This is a genomic window from Leucobacter alluvii, from assembly GCF_039530485.1.
Taxonomy (GTDB): domain Bacteria; phylum Actinomycetota; class Actinomycetes; order Actinomycetales; family Microbacteriaceae; genus Leucobacter; species Leucobacter alluvii.
Genome location: NZ_BAAAOP010000005.1, coordinates 206,929 through 224,496 on the forward strand (window position 1 = coordinate 206,929; position 17,568 = coordinate 224,496).

Genomic DNA, 17,568 nt, shown 5'->3' on the forward strand with positions numbered 1-17,568 from the left:
ACTCTTGCGAGTGAACCCCGAAGCCCCCGTCGTCGTCTACAGCGCCGCACTCGTGTTCCCCGTCACCAGCCCGCGCATCGTCGACGGCGCGGTCGCGGTGCAGGGCGAGCACATTCTGCACGTCGGCGACCGCCGGTGGGTGCTCGACGTGCTCGGCGAACGCGGCGCGGAGTTCCGCGAGGAGCACTGGGACGGGGTGCTCGTGCCCGGACTCGTCAACGCGCACACGCACTTGCAGTACACCGGCATGCGCGAGGTCGCAGCGCGCAACTACACCGGGTTCGATCACTGGGGCGACGCGTTCGACGCGGTCTACGCGCGCGAGTCCCACGACTGGAAGGCCGCCGCCGCCGAGGGCACGCAGCTGTCGCTGGAGGCCGGCGTCACCGCGGCGGCGGACGTGGTGACCGATCGGGAGGCGCTCAGCGCGCTGCACGATGCCGGGATGCACGGCATCGCCTACTGGGAGGTGTACGGCGCCAGCAATACCGACTGGACCCCGGAGGCGAAGGCGGCGGTGCGCGAGCAGATCCGGCAGATCCCGACGCCGCCCGGCGCCGGCGTATCTCCGCATGCTCCCTACTCCCTCGAGGTCCAGCCGCTGCTCGAGCTCCCCGACATCGTGCGGGAAGAGGGGCTGCGCCTGCACATCCACCTTGCGGAAGCGCACATGGAGCGCGAGTTCGACGGCATCGACGGCTACGTCGGAGCCGGCCCGGGGGGCCACGGAGCCTGGCCGGAGCTCGGCGCCGACAGTTTCCGCGCGCTCCGCTCGCACGGAATCGGCGTCTCGTCGACGCAGTTCGTCGATCACCTGGGGGTGCTCGGACCGGATTGCCATATCGCTCACGGCGTCTACGTGAGCGCTGAGGATCGCGCCCTGCTCCGCGCCCGCGGCACGAGCGTCGCGCTCTGCCCTCGATCGAATGAGGTCATCGGGCTCGACATGCCTCCCGTCGCCGCCTACCTCCGGGAGGGCAACGCGATCGCGGTGGGCACGGACTCGCTGTCATCGTCTCCCTCGCTCGATCTGCTCGCAGATGTGGCCAAGCTCTATCGCGTCGCGCGAGACCAGGGATACCGCGGCGACGACCTGCACCAGCGTCTCCTGGGGGCCGCGACGCTCGGCGGAGCGACAGCGCTGGGATTGCACGTCGGCAAGCGGCGGATCGGTCAACTCGGAGTCGGCGCGATGGCCGATCTCGCGTTCTTCGATCTGCCGGTGCACGATCCGGATGCGTCTCTGGCCGAGCTCGTCGAGGCTGGAGCCGGTCGTGCCCGGCGCACGGTGGTCGGCGGCGTCGAGAAGTTCCGGCGCTGACATCGAGACATCCGCTCGCAGCGCGCGGATGTCGCCCGATGACGTGCGGCGAATCGGCACTCGCAATGTCTCATATAATGAACGTCGTTCGACGGTGCACGACCCTGCACCCCCGCCTCGAAGCCAAGGAGTCTCATGTCCCGTTCATCTCGTCTTGCCGCGGCGGTCGCCATTGGTGCCGCAGCGGTCTTCGCGCTCTCGGCGTGCACGAGCGGCGGGAGCGGCGCTGGCGACGACGCCGGAGCCGCCCCGGTCTCCGAGGGCAAGCTCACCATTGCGACCGGCGAACCGGCTTACGCCCCGTGGGTCATCGACGACGCACCGGAGAGCGGTAACGGTTTCGAGGCTGCAGTCGCCTACGCCGTCGCTGAGGAGCTGGGCTTCGCGAAGGACGACGTGGAATGGGTGCGCACCAGCTTCGACGCCGCGATCGCCCCGGGGCCGAAGGACTTCGACCTCAACATCCAGCAGTTCTCGGTGAGCGAGGAGCGCGAGCGCGCGGTCGACTTCTCGACTCCGTACTACGAGACGACGCAGGCGGTCGTCGCCGCCGGCGGCACCGACGCGGCGAAGGCCACGAGCGTAGCCGACCTGAAGGATGCCCGGTTGGGCGTCGCGTCGGGTACGACCTCGCTCACCGTCGCCGAAGACGTGATCGCGCCGAATGAAGATCTGCAGGTCTTCAACAGTGTCGACGACGCGGTCGCCGCGTTGCAGAACGGTACCATCGACGCCCTCGTCACGGATCTGCCCGGCGCCTTCTACGTGCGCGACGCCCAGCTCGACGACGGCGTGATCGTGGGTCAGCTCGACTCGGCCGAGGGAGGCGACGAATTCGCGTTCGTGCTGCCGAAGGACTCGTCGATGACCGAAGACGTCTCCGCCGCGGTCGACACTCTTCGTGAGAACGGCACACTCGACGATCTCGCCGCCGAGTGGATCGCCGATCAGGGCGCACCGGTCCTGAAGTAGCCCCGACGTGACCCACGCCCCGCTTCCCGCGAAGACGCAACGCTCCGAACCGGAATTCGCCCCCAGCGCCATCGAGCTCGAGCGGCGCGGGTACCGGCACGCCCGTAAGCGCCGGTCGGTCCTGGTCAGCATCGCGAGCACCCTGGTGTTCGCGGGCGTCTTCGCTCTGGTGCTCGTCAGCAGCCCGGGCTGGGACGCGGTGCGGGAGACGTTCTTCGACCCGGCTATCGCGGTCGAGGCGTTTCCTCGCGTCATCAAGGGCCTCTGGCTCAACATCCAGGTGCTCTTCGTCGCCGCGATCGGGGTCGCGATTCTCGGCACCCTGCTCGCCATCGCACGGACGCTCAAGGGGCCGGTCTTCACGCCGCTGCGCCTGGTCGCGGCCGGGTACACGGACCTGTTCCGAGGCATCCCGGTACTGCTCGTGCTCTACCTCGTCGGGTTCGGCATCCCGGGTCTCGAACTCACGGGGCGCCTCCCCGCGCAGTTCTGGGGCACGGTCGCGCTGATCCTCTGCTACTCGGCCTACGTCTCGGAAGTGCTGCGCGCCGGGATCGACGCCGTGCACCCGTCGCAGCGGCTCGCAGCGCGTTCGCTCGGGCTCAGCCACGCGAAGACGCTCCGACTCGTCGTGATGCCGCAGGCGGTGCGCAAGGTGACCCCCGCGCTCATGAATGACTTCGTGTCGATGCAGAAGGATGTCGGCCTGATCTCGGTGCTCGGCGCAGTCGATGCGATCCGCGCCGCTCAGATCGAGGTCGCGTCGAGTTACAACTTCACGCCCTACGTGCTCGCAGGCCTGCTCTTCGTGCTGCTCTCGCTGCCCTTCATCCGGTTGACCGACTGGCTGACCGCTCGGGCGCAGCGGCGCGAGCAGATCGGGGGAGTCGTATGAGCGCGCAGGATCGCGGGCACCGTGCCGTGCTCGAGGTGCAGGGCGTGCACAAGCGCTTCGGTGATCAGCATGTGCTGCGGGGCATCGACCTCACCGTGCATCAGCACGAGGCGGTGGTGCTGATCGGAGCCTCCGGTTCCGGGAAATCGACCCTGCTGAAGACCGTCAACCTGCTGGAGCAGGTCGACGACGGACGCATCGTGCTCGCCGGCGACGACATCACGGACCCACGGGCGGACGTCGACGCGGTGCGCGCCAGAATCGGCGTCGTCTTCCAGCACTACAACCTCTTCCCGCACATGACGGTGCTCGCGAACGTCGTCCTCGCCATGCGCAAGGTCTTCGGCACGCCGCGAGCCGAAGCCGAGCGGCGAGGCCTCGAGCTGCTCGCGCGCATCGGGCTCGGAGACAAGGCAGGGGAGTACCCGGACCGGCTCTCCGGCGGCCAGCAGCAGCGCGTCGCGATCGTGCGCGCGATCGCGACGAACCCCGAGCTGCTGCTGCTCGACGAGATCACGAGCGCGCTCGATCCGCAGCTCGTGGGGGAGGTGCTCGACCTCGTCAGCGAGTTGAAGGCCGCCGGCTCCACCATCGTGATGGCGACGCACGAGATGTCGTTCGCGCGTCGAGTGGCCGACCGGGTCGTGTACCTTAAGGACGGCGTGATCATCGAATCGGGCACGCCCGAGCAGATCTTCGAGCACCCGCAGCGGCCGGAGACGCGTGAATTCCTCGCGCGCCTGAGTGATCCGTTCACGGCGTAGACCTGCCGGCCGCGCTCGCCACGCGTCAGGCGTGCTCAGCGGAACGAGAAAACACTGCTCGAACCGGGAATGGATCGGGGGAGATCTTCGTTAGACTGTGAGGTCTGCCTACGAGGAGCTGCGCGAGCTCCTGGCCCGGGGCGGCGTCCGTCTTCTCGAGGAGTCTTCACTCTTGACATCCGATACCGCATCCATTCGGCTGCCGAAATCCGCCGATGAGCCGATCGATCCCGCAGGCATGCGGGTGATCTGGCTGCTGCTCGTCGCCGCATTCGTCGCCATTCTCAACGAGACGACGATGGCGATCGCCATTCCCGAACTCAATCAGACGCTGGGCATTCCGCCCGAGCTCGGCCAGTGGCTGACCAGCGCCTTCATGCTCACGATGGCTGTCGTGATTCCCACGACCGGGTTCTTGCTCCAGCGCTTCACCACCCGTCAGGTCTTCCTCGCGGCCATCGGAACGTTCGTGCTCGGCACGGCGATCTGCCTCGTAGCGCCCGGATTCCCCGCGTTGCTCGCCGGTCGAGTGGTGCAGGCAGCCGGTACCGGCATCATGATGCCGCTCCTCATGACCACGGTCATGAACGTCGTTCCGGCACGCTCGCGCGGACGCATGATGGGGCGCGTCGGCCTCGTCATCAGCCTCGCGCCTGCGCTCGGCCCGACCCTGTCGGGCGTCGTGCTCGATACCCTCGGGTGGCGGTGGCTCTTCGGCATCATCCTGCCGATCGCGGTCGTCGCGCTGCTGCTGGGAGCGAAGTGGATGACGAACCTCGGCGAAACGATGCACGCGCCGATCGACGTGCTCTCCATCGTGCTCTCCGCGCTGGCATTCGGAGGGATCGTGTTCGGCCTCAGTCAACTCGGCGGCCATGGCGCGACGGGCGGGCTGCCGCCTGCGCTGGTCATCGGGCTCGGCGTGCTCTTCCTGGCGATCTTCGTGTGGCGTCAGCTGATGCTGCAGAAGAAGAACGACGCGCTGCTCGACCTGCGCGTGTTCGCGTCGCGCAACTACGTCATCGCGGTCGTCATCATGGCGATCATCTCGCTGGCGATGTTCGGCACCTTCTCGCTGCTGCCGCTGTATCTGCAGAACGTCGCAGGGCTCGACCCGACCGCCGCCGGCCTCGTGCTGCTGCCGGGATCCGTGCTCATGGGAGTGCTCGGCCCGATCATGGGCCGGGTCTACGACGCCCGCGGCCCGCGTACCCTGCTGATTCCCGGCACCATCCTGATTGCGGGAGCGATGTTCGTGTACTCGACCGTCGGCACCCACACCCCGATGTGGTTCCTCATGCTCGTGCAGATCGCGATGTCGCTCGGCCTCGCCGGGTCGTTCACGCCGCTGTTCTCAGCGTCGCTCGGCTCCCTGGACCGGTCGCTCTACTCCCACGGCTCTGCGGTGCTGAACACGCTCCAGCAGGTCGGCGGCGCCGCGGGCACCGCCGTACTGATCTCGATCTACTCGAGCGCGCTGCACACGGGCGAGGCCCAGGGCCTGTCAGTCGCAGATGCGGGAGCGCCGGGGGCGAACGTGGCGTTCTTCACCGCAGCGTGCATCGCACTCGTGCCGGTCGCGCTGTCGTTCTTCATCAACAAACCGGTCGAAGACGACGCTCCGGCGCACGTCGGGCACTGAGGCGGCGGCAAGCCACCCGTCCCCGGGGTGGAGCGTGCGGCGGTCGTGCGGAGCGAGAGCTCCGGCGGCCGCCGCACGTCGGTTCACCCGAGCGCGCTGATCGATCGGCGAACCGCCTCAGCGAGTTGACGCACGGCCGCTGAGGGGCCGCCGGGCCCGGCCGGCGCGGCGAGCAGGAGCTCGCGAGCGAACATCGGGTCGTCGATCGGCCGCAGTACGACGCCCTCCGGCGGGTTGAAGCTCACGAGGCTGGGAACGAGGGCGACCGCCATGCCGGCAGCGATGAGGCCGAGCACCACCGAGTAGTCATCGGTGCGGATGGCGACGTTCATCTGGATCCCCTCCGACTCGAACACCTCGCGCACCAGGTCGTCGAGCGTGTCGCCCGGCGTGGAGCCCATGACCCAGCTGTCGCCCGAGAGCGCGAGCAGGCTGCGGCGGTCGAACGATGATCGGTCGGACGCGGGATGCGACGCCGGCAGTGCGAGCAGCATCGGGTCGGTGAACAGGTGCGTGGTGTGCACTTCCGCCCTGAACGGCAGCCGGTAGCCGCCCGCCGCATAGACGAGCGCCGCATCGAGTGTGTGCTGGTTCACCCGAGTGATAAGCGGTGCCAGCTCTTCGAGCGTTGCGTCGAGCTCGATGCCGAGCTCGGCGACGCGAGATGCGATGCCGGGCAGCAGCCGAGACGCGGCAGTGGGAAACGTGCCGAAGCGCAGACGGATCTTCCCGAGCTGGGCGAGGTCGCGCACGTCGGTGAGTGCGCGGTCTGCCAGGCTCAGCATCTCGTCCCCGCGCTCGAGCATGAGGTGGCCGGCCGTCGTGAGCTTGCTGCCCCGCGTGCTCCGCGTGGTGAGGTCGGTGCCGACGAGCCGGTCGAGGTTGCGCAGGTGATAGTCGACGGTGGGCTGACTCCACCCGAGCCGTTTGGCGGCACGCGCAACCGAGCCCTCCGATGCGACCGCGCTGAGCGCTTGCAGTTGACGGAAATCAATCACCCGGCACCTCGAATCCTCTGGAACGCACCGGGTGTCGTGCCCGGCCTCGATCCATACAGTCTATGACTCCCGGGAGTCGAATGCGGGTTTCTCGCCGCGGACGCGAGCGGCCAGTCTGGAGGAATGCTGGATCAGGATTCGCGAGTCGACCCCCGTCATTCTCCGCTGGGCAACGAGTCGCCGAGCGCGATCGTGTCGGGCGGCGCCGCTGCGGTGCTCGGCGCCACGAATCGCGGGCGGGATATTCCCGACGTGCAGCGGACCGCACCCTACGCGGACGCGTTGCGCCGGTTCGCGAATGAGCGGCCGATGTCGCTCATGGTGCCGGGACACGGCACGGGCGCGGAGCGGGGATCGGAACACCTCTCTGCACTCCTGGGCGAACGCGCAGCGGCCGTCGACATCCCGCTCATGCTGGACGGGATCGACCTCGGAGAGAACTCCCCGCTCGCTCAGGCGCAGCAGCTGGCCGCGGGCGCGTGGGGCGCGCGTCGCACCTGGTTCCTGACGAACGGGGCATCGCAGGCGAACCGTACAGCGGCGATCGCCGTACGGGGGCTCGGAGATCGTGTGCTCGTGCAGCGCAGCATGCACTCGAGTTTCACCGATGGCGTGCTGCTCTCCGGCCTCGTCCCGGCGTTCGTGCAACCCGGGATCGACGCGCACCACGGTATTGCGCACGGCTTGACTCCGTCCGCACTCGACGCTGCCCTCACACGCGAAGCGGAGGCTGGTCGCAGGGTTTCGAGCGTCTACGTGGTGTCACCCAGCTACTTCGGCTCCACCGCCGATGTGGCCGGGCTCGCGGACGTCGCCCACGCCCACGACGCAGCACTCATCGTCGATGGTGCCTGGGGCGCGCACTTCGGGTTCCACCCCGGCCTTCCCGAGTCGCCGGCCCGTCTCGGTGCCGATCTCGTGGTCTCGAGCACCCACAAGCTCGCGGGTTCGCTCACGCAGTCGGCGATGCTCCATCTCGGCCATGGTCCGTTCGCGGATCGGCTCGAATCGCTCGTCGAGCGGGCGTACTCCATGACCGCATCCACGTCGATGAGCAGCATCCTCATGGGGTCTCTCGACGAGGCGAGACGAGCGCTCGTGCTCGGGGAAGCCCGAATCGGCGACGCCCTCGCGGCCGCGGACGAGATGCGCGAGCGTCTGCGCGGCGACCACCGGTTCGGCATCATCAGCGACGGGTTCGGAGCCTACCCGGACATCATCGCGACGGACCGACTGCGCGTGCCGATCGATGTCTCCGCGCTCGGCCGGAGCGGGCACTGGGTTCGGGCGCGCCTGAGCGAGCAGCATGGGATCTTCGTCGAGATGTCGACCGCGACGAGCATCGTCGCGGTGATCGGAGCGCTGACCACTCCTGACGTCGATCGCGTGCTCATCGCTCTCGATGAGGTCGCCGGCGCGGCGCTCGCGGATCCCGACCCGATGGGGGTCTCCGAGCCGTTCCCCGAGCTTCCCGCCCCGGGTGCGCTCCGCGCGCTGCCGAGAGACGCCTATTTCGGCGACAGCGAAGTCGTCGCTGCAGCTGCAGCAGTCGGACGCATTTCCGCGGACACACTCGCCGCCTACCCTCCCGGCATTCCGAACCTGCTGCCGGGGGAGGAGGTCACGGCGGAGACCGTCGCGTTCCTGCGCGCCGTCGCCGCGTCCCCGACGGGGTACGTGCGCGGAGCCGTCGACGCGGAGGTGTCCGGCATCCGCGTCGTGCGGTCGTGAACGTCGCGCGTCGCGCAAGCTGAGACGCCGAAGGGCGGCGATCCCACTGAGGACCGCCGCCCTTCGGCGACTACGGCTGGGTCGCCGCTTACTTCTTCTCGAAGAGATCACCCACGAGCTTCGAGCTGACCAGCACGATGAGCAGCAGGACGATGCCAACGGCTGCGATCCCCGCGATGTTCACGGGATCTCCGGCACTCGACAGCATCGAGTCGGTGCTGTCGCCGCCGCCGCTCGCGAACGCGGGAGCAGCGAAGAAGACCGAAGCGAGCGCGACAGTCACGGCGGTGGCGATGCGGGTGCGGATCTTCACGAATACTCCTCAAGCGTGCGGGCGCGCGGCTGCGCGGCGAATGCAACCAGTCTAGCGTGAGGGCCGGACGGGTTCGCGCCCGGCCGCCGCGTCGTACGGAATAAGCGGAGGGTGACGCTCTAGCGTAGAAGCATGACTGAACAACGCGAGCAGACCGCGATCGACCGCATCGCCGAGGGGTGGGTCGACACCCTCGTCGAGCACGACCCGACGGTCGGCACGTACATCGGCCGGCCGGGCGATGGTCTGCCCGATCTCTCCCCGGCCGGGCACGATGCCCTGGCAGCCGACCAGCGCCGCACACTGGCAGAACTCCTCGCCGTCGCCCCTGCCGATGCCGTCGACGCCGTGACCCGCGCCGACCTGGAGGCCGAGCTTCGGTTGGCGCTGACGCAGCACGACGCCGGCGAGCACCTCCGCGACCTCAACGTCATCGCGTCGCCGACGCAGAACATTCGAGACGTCTTCGATCTCATGCCGACCGAGTCCGAGGCCGACTGGTCGCACGTCGCCAGCCGCCTGCGCGAGGTGCCAGCGGCGCTCGCGGGATACCGCGAAACGCTCGCGGACGGCGTGCGTCAGGGTCTCGTGCCGGCGGTTCGCCAGATCGAGGAGGTCGCTGCGCAGGCACGACGCACGGCGGGGACTCCGGAGGACCTCGGCTTCTTCGGCCGACTCGCAGGGTCGTCGGCCACACCCGCGGAATCGGCGATCGAACTCGCAGCAGCGGCGGCGGGCGCAGCGAGCGCGTATGCGGAACTCGCAGACTTCCTCGAGCGGGAGGTCGCGCCGCACGCACCCGAGAACGACGCATTCGGTCGTGACCGGTACGAGCTCGCCTCGGAGGCGTTCCTCGGGGCGAAGATCGACCTCGATGAGACGTATGCGTGGGGTCTCGATGAACTCGCTCGAATGGTCTCCGAGCAGGAGCGAGCCGCGGCCGAGATCGTCGGCGGGGTGCCGAGGCCTGGCATCGTTGCCGAAGCCATTGCGAAACTGGATCGAGACGCGTCTCGCAAGCTCCACGGAACGGCCGCTCTGCAGCGGTGGATGCAGGAGACCAGCGACCGCGCCGTTGCCGAACTCGCCGGTACGCAATTCGAGGTTCCCGAGGAGATCCGCACCCTCGAATGCCGCATCGCGCCCACGCAGGAGGGCGGCATCTACTACACGGGGCCGAGCGACGATTTCTCGCGCCCGGGCCGCATGTGGTGGTCCGTGCCGGTGGGGGTCACCGAATTCGACACCTGGCGAGAATTGACGACGGTCTACCACGAGGGCGTCCCCGGCCATCATCTGCAGATCGGCCAGGCGGTCGTCAATCGCGGCTCCCTCAACGAGTGGCGCCGCCAACTCGCCGGTACCTCCGGGCACGCCGAGGGATGGGCGCTGTACGCCGAGCGGCTCATGGAGCAGCTGGGCTACCTCGATGACCCCGCGGATCGCCTCGGCATGCTGGACGGTCAGCGCCTGCGTGCGGCGCGTGTCGTGCTCGACATCGGGGTGCATCTCGGCAAGCGGCGCCCGGATGGGGGCACATGGGATGGCGAGTACGCCTTCGGGTTCCTCGCCGACAACGTGAACATGAACGACGGTTTCGTGCGCTTCGAAGTGCTGCGCTACCTCGGATGGGCCGGTCAGGCACCGTCGTACAAGGTGGGGCAACGGGTCTGGGAGCGCCTGCGCGACGAAGCCGCCGCTCGCGCGTCGACCGCTGGTGAGACCTTCGACATCCGCGCCTTCCACCGCGACGCCCTCGCGCTCGGCGGCGTACGGCTGGACACGCTCGAGCGGGCGCTGCGGGGCGGGCTCGGCGGGTGACGGCGCAGCCCTGCCCGTGCGGCCGAGGGGTCGACTTCGCCGAATGCTGCGCACCGCTGCACGCGGGCGAACGCGCGCCGACCGCGGAACGGCTGATGCGTTCGCGATACAGCGCGTTCGCGGTCGGAGACGCGCAGTACCTGCTCACGACGTGGGACCCGTCGACCCGACCGGCGTCGCTGGATCTCGATGACGGTACGGTCTGGCAACGGCTGTTCGTCGAGCACACGACGGGCGGCGGACCCTTCGACGACACCGCTCTGGTGACGTACACGGCGGTCGCGCGCGGGCCGGAGGGGCGGATCGAACTGCGGGAACGCAGCCGGTTCCGCCGATCCGGTCCGGATCACCGCTGGGTCTACGTGGATGGCGACGTGCTGTAACGCATCAGGACGCCGTGGTTCGTGCGCCGTGTCGGGGGTGCGGCATCACTCGATGTAGACGTCCAGATGGTTGCCGACCGTACCGCGGTCGTAGATCTTGCCCTGGTACCCGAACGGCGTTTCGAACACGGTCCCCTTGGGGGCGTCGCCGGCGAGCACGATGTAGCCGTCGGCGTCGCTCACGTATCCGCCCTCGTTGACGTGACGACCGGGAATCGCGAGCCCTGATCCCGGGAGCACCTTCTGGCTGTAGAAGGTGAAGCGGTACCCGCCCCAGTTGATCACTCCGCTGAAGAGGAACTGCTCCAGGGTGAACAGTGCCGATCGTTCGGCCTTCTCGGCCGTTCCGCGCTTCTCCTGAGCTGCCGGCGCGGTCTCCGACACCGGTACGTCCACGCCGACGGCCGGGGTCTCGCTCACCCCGACGGTCGAATCGAGCGTCTGCCCGTGCTCCGGGGCGGCCGAGCCGGACGCCCCGGCGTCGGCGAACGCCGCCGTCATCGAGAACGGGGCGAGGGCGGTCGTGCCCAGCAGAAGCGCCGCGGTCATCGTCGCGCCTGCGGAGCGAGTGAGGGTGCGCCGCGCATCGCCCGAGTGCGCCGAACCGGAAGCCATGGGCACAGAGTCTAGCTGCCCGATCCGCGGTGTCCCTGCACCCAGGCTTCGACCTCCCGCGCCGTGCGGGGAATCCCAGCGGAGAGGTTGATGCAGCCGCTCTCGGTGACGACGATGTCGTCCTCGATGCGCACACCGATACCGCGGTACTCCTCGGGCACGGTGAGATCGTCGGGCTGGAAGTAGAGCCCCGGCTCGATCGTGAAGACCATGCCGGGCTCCAGAATGCCGTCCATGTACATGTCGCGGCGGGCCTGCGCGCAGTCGTGCACATCCATGCCGAGGTGATGGCTCGTTCCGTGCACCATGTATCGGCGGTAGTAGGCGGTGCCGTCCTCCTCGGGAAGGAATCCCCACTCGCGGGTGCGGCGCTCGACGACCTCCATCGCGGCGGCGTGCACATCGCGGAATCGGATACCGGGCCGTACGATGGCGCGCGCAGCATCGGCAGCCTCGAGCACCGCATCGTACACGCGGCGCTGCACGTCGGTGAAGGCTCCCGAGATCGGAACCGTGCGCGTGATGTCGGCGGTGTACAGACTGTCGAGCTCGACGCCGGCATCGAGCAGCAGCAGGTCGCCCTCGCGCACGGCGCCGTCGTTCTGAATCCAGTGGAGCGTGCACGCGTGAGGGCCGGAGGCCGCGATCGTCTCGTATCCGACCGTGTTGCCCTCGAGGCGGGCTCGCTGGTTGAATACGCCTTCGACAACGCGCTCGCCCCGCGGATGCGCGCTCGCCCTCGGAAGTGCGGCGAGCACATCGTCGAAGCCCTGCGCGGTCGCGTCGACGGCGGACTGCATCTGCGCCAGTTCGTACGCGTCTTTGACCAGGCGCAGCTCGGAGGCGACACGGGCCACCTCGTGGTCGTCCAGCGTGCGGTCGTCGAGCCCCGCCAGGAAGGCGTCGAGCGGTGCGGTGGTCACGCCGAGAGCGGCTGCAACCTGTTCCAAAGACGGACGCGGGCCGATCCAGAACTCGCCGATCTCGGGATTCGCGAAGAACTCGTCGCTGTCGCGTCCCGCTCGCTCACGGAAGTACACCGTGGCGTCGTGCCCGCCGTCGCGCGGTTCGAACACGAGCACGGCGCCCGGCTCGCTCGCCGAGCCCCAGCCGGTGAGGTGCGCGAACGCACTGTGCGCACGGTACTGGTAGAAGGTGTCGTTCGAGCGCTGCTTCATGGCGCCGGCGGCGACGACGACGCGCTCACCGGGGAAGTGCGCTGAGAACGCCCGTCGCCGCGCCGCAGCGTGGACGGCGACCGGCCAAGCCTCCGGGAGGGTCTCCGGGCGATCCGCCCACTGCGTCGAGAGGTACTCCACGAACGCGTCGCTCTGCGGCGTGGTGCTCCGGTTGCTGTTGTCGATCTCCACCTCGTGAGTGGACTGCGCGCTGTCGGTCATGCGTCCATCCTCTCATCCTCCGGCCGAGCCGTAAGATGACAGGATGACGGAATCCGTGGTGGCGCAGGCCGGCTTCGATCTGCACACGCACTCGGTCTTCTCCGACGGCACGACCAGGCCGGGCGAGATCGCCCGGGAAGCCGCCGACCTCGGGCTCGCGGGGTTCGCCCTCACGGACCACGACACGATCGACGGCTGGGACGAGGCGCGCGATGCCGCGGAGGCGGCAGGAATCGACTTTCTCCCCGGCATCGAGATCACGACCAAGCACAACGGCAAGTCACGGCACCTCCTCGGCTACGGCATCGCTCCGCTCGCCGGCGAACTGTTCGACGCGCTCGCGCAGGTGCGCCGCTCCCGGTTGACTCGGGCGCGGGAGATGGTGCGCCTCGTCTCAGCCGACTACGCCATCACCTGGGAAGCCGTGATGGGGGAGGAGGACGCGCGCACGGTGGGACGCCCCCACATCGCAGACGCCCTCGTCGCCGCTGGCTACTTCCCGGATCGCAGCACCGTGTTCTCCGAGCTGCTGCACCCGCGTTCGCCCTACTACCTCGGCACGGACGCCATCGAGACCATCGATGCGATACGCATGGTGCGGGCGGCGGGCGGTGCGGCGGTGCTCGCGCATCCCGCAGCGTTCCGGCAGCGCACTCCGGTCGCGCCGCGCGAGCTCGCGGAGCTGGCGAACGCCGGTCTGTTCGGAGTCGAGCTGCGGCACCCCGAGCACCGCGAGGACTGGCTCCCGCCCATCATCGCAGCTGCATCGAAGCTCGGCCTCGTCGCGACGGGCTCGAGCGATTACCACGGAGCCGGTAAACCGAACCTCCTCGGACAGCAGGTGACGGAGCTCGACACGGTGGCCCGTCTGCGCGAGGGGCTCGCCGCACCGCGGTAGCGCTTCGCGGGCGAGATGCGGGCGGCGACCGGTGGTCACCGACCGCATCGAGGTCGCTCGCGCGGGCAGCGGGCGAAGTTCGAAAGCCCTCCCGCAGCCCGGCGGGGTTACTCGGCCGAGACGCCCGCCTCCACGGGGGCGTCGTCGCCGGGCTTCGCCTCGGCGGCGGTCGCGTCCGCAGTCGTCACCGAAGCTGTGCTCTCACCAGAGCCCGAGCCGCCACGACGGCGACGGCGGCGGCGCTTCGGCGGCGCGGTCTCGCCCGATGCTGCCAGCGCATCGGCCGGGGTCAGCGGGGCGCCGGGCTCGCCGCCGCCCTCGGCGTCGTGGCCGTGCTGCTCGTGTCCGTGCGCCTCGTGGCGGCCCTGCCCGAGGGGATTCGCGCTGCGCGTGCGTCGACGAGTGCGCTTGCGGGCGCCGTCTCCGGCGCCTTCACCGCTCGCTCCTGAACCGCTCGCTCCCGAACGGCTTGCGCGATCGGCGCCACCCGTACGGCCGCCGCGCGACTCGGAGCGCTCGCGAGGGGCGCGATCCTTCACCGGGGTCGCCTTGAGTCGGCCCTTGGTGCCCTCCGCGATCTTGAGGTCGGCGAACAGGTGCGGCGATGAGGAGTACGTCTCGAGGGGTTCGGGAATGCCGAATTCGAGCGCCTTGTTGATCAGCGCCCACTTGTGCATGTCGTCCCAGTCGACGAACGTCACGGCGATGCCCGTGCGGCCCGCGCGGCCCGTGCGCCCCACGCGGTGCAGGTAGGTCTTCTCGTCATCGGGAACCGTGTGGTTGATCACGTGGGTGACGTCGTCGACGTCGATGCCGCGGGCGGCGACGTCGGTCGCGATGAGGATGTCCTTCTTGCCGGCCTTGAACGTCGCCATGGCTCGTTCGCGCTGCTCCTGGTTCAGATCGCCGTGCACCGACACGGCGGAGAAGCCGCGATCGACGAGCTCTTCCTGCAGCTTCGCCGCAGCGCGCTTCGTGCGCATGAAGACGACGGTCTTTCCACGGCCCTCGGCCTGCAGGATGCGCCCGATCACCTCGTCCTTGTCGAGGGAGTGCGCGCGATAGACGATGTGCTCGATGTTCGCCTGCGCCGCGCCCTCGTCGGGGTCGGTCGCTCGGATGTGGATCGGGTTCGACATGAAGCGTCGCGCGAGCGTCACGATCGTTCCCGGCATCGTCGCGGAGAAGAGCATCGTGTGGCGCACCGGGGGCGTGAGGGAGAACAGCTTCTCGATATCGGCGAGGAAGCCGAGGTCGAGCATCTTGTCGGCCTCGTCGAGCACCATCTCGCGGACCTTGCTCAGATCGAGCAGCCGCTGGTTCGCGAGGTCGAGAAGACGGCCGGGGGTACCGACGACGACCTGAGCACCCGCCTTGAGCTGCTCGATCTGGCCTTCGTACGCCTTGCCGCCGTAGATCGGAACCACGGTCGCGGCCCGGTTCTTGGCGGCGAGCTCCAGATCCTCGTACACCTGGACGGCGAGCTCGCGAGTCGGTACGACGACGAGCGCCTGCACCCCGTCGACGGGGTCGGCCCCGACGCGCTGCAGGAGCGGCAATCCGAAGCCGAAGGTCTTCCCGGTGCCGGTCTTCGCCTGGCCGATGATGTCCTGACCCGACAAGGCGAGGGGGATCGTCTGCTCCTGGATCGGGAAGGCGTCGATGATGCCCTGATCCGTCAGAGAGTCGACCATGTCCTGGTCGACGCCGAGTTCGAGGAATGTGGTCATGGTGCGTCCTATTCGATGGGTGCGGTGCTGCGCGCGCGTATCGAAGTAGGCGCAGCGGCCGGCGCTCCGATGGCTCCGGCGGTGATGTACGTTCGGCGCCAGTCTATTCCAAGGCGGACGCGCGACGACGGTAAGCTGGCAGGGTGTTCGAGTGGATCAAGGGCCTGCGCCGGAAGAACGCGCCCGCGCGCAAGATGCGCTCGCGCGGAGACGCCGCTGAGGCCGAGCGGGTCGAGCTCGCCGAATTCGCTCCGGGGATCATGCCGTTCCTCGGCTTGACCGCCTACCTGCAGCTCGAGCTGTACGAAGCCGCAACGCGCGCGGTCTCTGGAGCGCCGTCGCTCGAGGCGAAAGACGTGCTGGCTCGCGTGGCCGGGCAGACGCTCGCGAAGCACCAGCAGCTCACCGGCGAGATCCGATCACGCGGGCACGAGCCGCACATCGTCATGGAACCCTTCTCGCCCGTCATCGATTCCTACGTCGAACGCATCGACACGGGCGACTGGCATCAGCACGTGCTCTCCCTGTACCTGGTGGGCGGGCTCTTCGACGACTTCTTCGCCAGCCTCGCCGGCGGGCTGAAGGACGGCTACCGCAGTGAGGCGACGGCGATCCTGCGCAACGATACGGGCCGACCCGAGCTCAAGACGCTGCTCGAGGATGCGCTCGCAGCCGACGAACTCCTCTCGAGCTGGCTCGCCGTCTGGGGCAGACGCCTGGTCGGAGACACCCTGCTCGTCTCCCGCGCCGTCCTCTCGCTGAGCGAGCATCGCGAGTTCGACGCGAGCGAGGTCGAACCGGTGTTCACCGAGCTGATCGCCGACCACATCCGCCGCATGGACGGGTTGGGGCTGACCGCCTGAGGCCGCCGATGTCGACTCTTCCGCACTGCGCGTACTTCGAGGCGGGGCGCTGCCGGTCGTGCGTGCTCATCGAGACCCCGTATCCCGCGCAGCTCACCGACAAGGAGCGGCGCTGCCGGCAGCTGCTGCCCCAGGTGCCGGAGGCGCTGTGGTTGCCGAGTGTGCGCGGCGGCACCGCCGACTTCCGAAACAAGGCGAAGCTCGTCGTCGGCGGGCGACCCGGTTCGGTGACGCTCGGCATCCTCGGACGGGACGGCGAGGGGATCGACCTGCGCGACTGCCTGATACAGGAGCCGGGCATTCGGCACGCCATCCCGCAGCTCGCCGCGTTCATCGAGGCGACGGGGCTCGCGCCGTACGATGTGCCGCGCCGTCGGGGCGAGCTGAAATTCGTGCACCTGACCCTCGCGCCCTCGGGCGACCTGATGCTGCGGTTCGTGACGCGCACCGAGCAAGCGCTGCACGTGCTGCGGAAGGCGCTCCCCGACCTGCTGGAACGCGTGCCGCGCGCCGCCGTCGTATCGGTGAACCTCCTGCCAGAGCACAAGGCGGTGCTGGAAGGGGAACGAGAGGAGCTGCTGCTCGGGTCATCTCTCGAGATGGAGCTGGGAGACGTCTCGCTGCACCTGCGACCGCAGAGCTTCTTCCAGACGAACACCGCCGTCGCGCGGGCGCTGTACGCGCAGGCCGCCGACTGGGTCGCCGCGGAAGGCCCCGATTCGATCTGGGACCTGTACTGCGGAGTCGGGGGGTTCGCACTGAACTGCGCCGCCGCCGCGCGCACAGGAGCGGCCGCGATGCCGCGCGTGCTCGGGGTGGAGATCAGCGAAAGCGCGGTCGAATCGGCCAGCCGCAGCGCGGCAGACGCCGGGATCGCGGCGGAGTTCGTCGCCGCCGACGCGACGGCCTACGCGCTCGGGGCTCCCGCGGAGGAGACGCCGCACACCGTCATCGTCAACCCGCCGCGACGCGGCATCGGTGCCGAGCTGGCTGCCTGGATCGAGCGCGCACCGGCGCACCGCGTCATCTACTCGAGCTGCAACCCGGAGAGTCTCGCCGCCGACCTCGCGGCGATGCCGTCCTGGCGCGTGCGCGGCGCTCGGGTGTTCGACATGTTCCCGCACACCCGCCATCTGGAGGTCATGGTGCTGCTGGAGCGCCGAGTCTGATCGAGGTCGCGGAGCGGCGCGCGCATTCGCCGCGGTGATGGGAAGATGTCCCC

At 69.1% G+C, this 17,568-nt stretch carries 16 protein-coding genes; 11 read left to right on the forward strand and 5 right to left on the reverse strand.

Features of this window, described 5'->3' with window-relative positions; all coding sequences use genetic code 11:
- Positions 1–10 precede the first annotated feature (10 nt).
- From ABFX18_RS05530 to ABFX18_RS05550, 5 genes are all read left to right on the forward strand, one after another.
- On the forward strand, positions 11–1,321 hold the full coding sequence (locus tag ABFX18_RS05530; RefSeq protein ID WP_090148101.1) for an amidohydrolase family protein: 1,311 nt from the start codon (positions 11–13) through the stop codon (positions 1,319–1,321).
- Between the two features lie 135 nt (positions 1,322–1,456).
- Complete coding sequence (locus ABFX18_RS05535; protein ID WP_346057671.1) at positions 1,457–2,293, forward strand: ABC transporter substrate-binding protein; 837 nt, start codon at positions 1,457–1,459, stop codon at positions 2,291–2,293.
- A 7-nt stretch (positions 2,294–2,300) separates the two neighbouring features.
- Positions 2,301–3,188 carry an amino acid ABC transporter permease gene (locus tag ABFX18_RS05540; protein ID WP_211648047.1) on the forward strand — a complete coding sequence of 296 codons (888 nt, stop codon included), beginning with the start codon at positions 2,301–2,303 and terminating at the stop codon, positions 3,186–3,188.
- On the forward strand, positions 3,185–3,952 hold the full coding sequence (locus ABFX18_RS05545; RefSeq protein WP_211648049.1) for an amino acid ABC transporter ATP-binding protein: 768 nt from the start codon (positions 3,185–3,187) through the stop codon (positions 3,950–3,952). Before ABFX18_RS05540 ends, ABFX18_RS05545 begins: the two co-directional genes overlap by 4 nt.
- Positions 3,953–4,124: 172 nt before the next feature.
- Positions 4,125–5,594 (forward strand): MDR family MFS transporter, encoded by a 1,470-nt coding sequence (locus ABFX18_RS05550; protein WP_090149626.1) that lies wholly within the window; start codon positions 4,125–4,127, stop codon positions 5,592–5,594.
- Between the two features lie 83 nt (positions 5,595–5,677).
- Here ABFX18_RS05550 and ABFX18_RS05555 read toward each other — a convergent pair whose 3' ends face one another.
- Positions 5,678–6,592 (reverse strand): LysR substrate-binding domain-containing protein, encoded by a 915-nt coding sequence (locus tag ABFX18_RS05555; protein WP_090148111.1) that lies wholly within the window; start codon positions 6,590–6,592, stop codon positions 5,678–5,680.
- Between the two features lie 123 nt (positions 6,593–6,715).
- Between ABFX18_RS05555 and ABFX18_RS05560 the strand changes: the two genes are divergently transcribed.
- Positions 6,716–8,323, forward strand: a complete 1,608-nt coding sequence (locus ABFX18_RS05560; protein ID WP_346057672.1) for an aminotransferase class I/II-fold pyridoxal phosphate-dependent enzyme — start codon at positions 6,716–6,718, stop codon at positions 8,321–8,323.
- Between the two features lie 88 nt (positions 8,324–8,411).
- On the opposite strand, the gene ABFX18_RS05565 is transcribed toward ABFX18_RS05560, so the two are convergent.
- Positions 8,412–8,636 carry a hypothetical protein gene (locus ABFX18_RS05565; RefSeq protein ID WP_090148117.1) on the reverse strand — a complete coding sequence of 75 codons (225 nt, stop codon included), beginning with the start codon at positions 8,634–8,636 and terminating at the stop codon, positions 8,412–8,414.
- A 132-nt stretch (positions 8,637–8,768) separates the two neighbouring features.
- Between ABFX18_RS05565 and ABFX18_RS05570 the strand changes: the two genes are divergently transcribed.
- Together ABFX18_RS05570 and ABFX18_RS05575 are read left to right on the forward strand one after the other, a co-directional pair.
- A complete protein-coding gene (locus tag ABFX18_RS05570) occupies positions 8,769–10,457 on the forward strand; it encodes a DUF885 domain-containing protein (RefSeq protein WP_346057673.1) in 1,689 nt (562 codons plus the stop codon).
- Positions 10,454–10,840 (forward strand): YchJ family protein, encoded by a 387-nt coding sequence (locus ABFX18_RS05575; protein WP_346057674.1) that lies wholly within the window; start codon positions 10,454–10,456, stop codon positions 10,838–10,840. The genes ABFX18_RS05570 and ABFX18_RS05575 overlap by 4 nt, the downstream gene beginning before the upstream one ends.
- 45 nt (positions 10,841–10,885) lie before the next feature.
- On the opposite strand, the gene ABFX18_RS05580 is transcribed toward ABFX18_RS05575, so the two are convergent.
- Positions 10,886–11,455, reverse strand: coding sequence for a hypothetical protein (locus tag ABFX18_RS05580; RefSeq protein ID WP_211648059.1), 570 nt, complete (start codon positions 11,453–11,455; stop codon positions 10,886–10,888).
- 11 nt (positions 11,456–11,466) lie between these two features.
- Positions 11,467–12,855 carry an aminopeptidase P family protein gene (locus ABFX18_RS05585; RefSeq protein ID WP_346057675.1) on the reverse strand — a complete coding sequence of 463 codons (1,389 nt, stop codon included), beginning with the start codon at positions 12,853–12,855 and terminating at the stop codon, positions 11,467–11,469.
- A 43-nt stretch (positions 12,856–12,898) separates the two neighbouring features.
- Between ABFX18_RS05585 and ABFX18_RS05590 the strand changes: the two genes are divergently transcribed.
- Positions 12,899–13,753, forward strand: coding sequence for a PHP domain-containing protein (locus ABFX18_RS05590; RefSeq protein WP_346057676.1), 855 nt, complete (start codon positions 12,899–12,901; stop codon positions 13,751–13,753).
- A 107-nt stretch (positions 13,754–13,860) separates the two neighbouring features.
- On the opposite strand, the gene ABFX18_RS05595 is transcribed toward ABFX18_RS05590, so the two are convergent.
- On the reverse strand, positions 13,861–15,483 hold the full coding sequence (locus ABFX18_RS05595) for a DEAD/DEAH box helicase (protein WP_346057677.1): 1,623 nt from the start codon (positions 15,481–15,483) through the stop codon (positions 13,861–13,863).
- A gap of 143 nt (positions 15,484–15,626) precedes the next feature.
- Here ABFX18_RS05595 and ABFX18_RS05600 point away from each other — a divergent pair, with 143 nt between their 5' ends.
- Positions 15,627–16,346: a ferritin-like fold-containing protein gene (locus tag ABFX18_RS05600; RefSeq protein WP_090148137.1), complete on the forward strand. Its 720-nt coding sequence runs from the start codon at positions 15,627–15,629 to the stop codon at positions 16,344–16,346.
- 8 nt (positions 16,347–16,354) lie between these two features.
- Positions 16,355–17,515, forward strand: coding sequence for a methyltransferase domain-containing protein (locus ABFX18_RS05605; RefSeq protein WP_346057678.1), 1,161 nt, complete (start codon positions 16,355–16,357; stop codon positions 17,513–17,515).
- Positions 17,516–17,568: the final 53 nt, after the last annotated feature.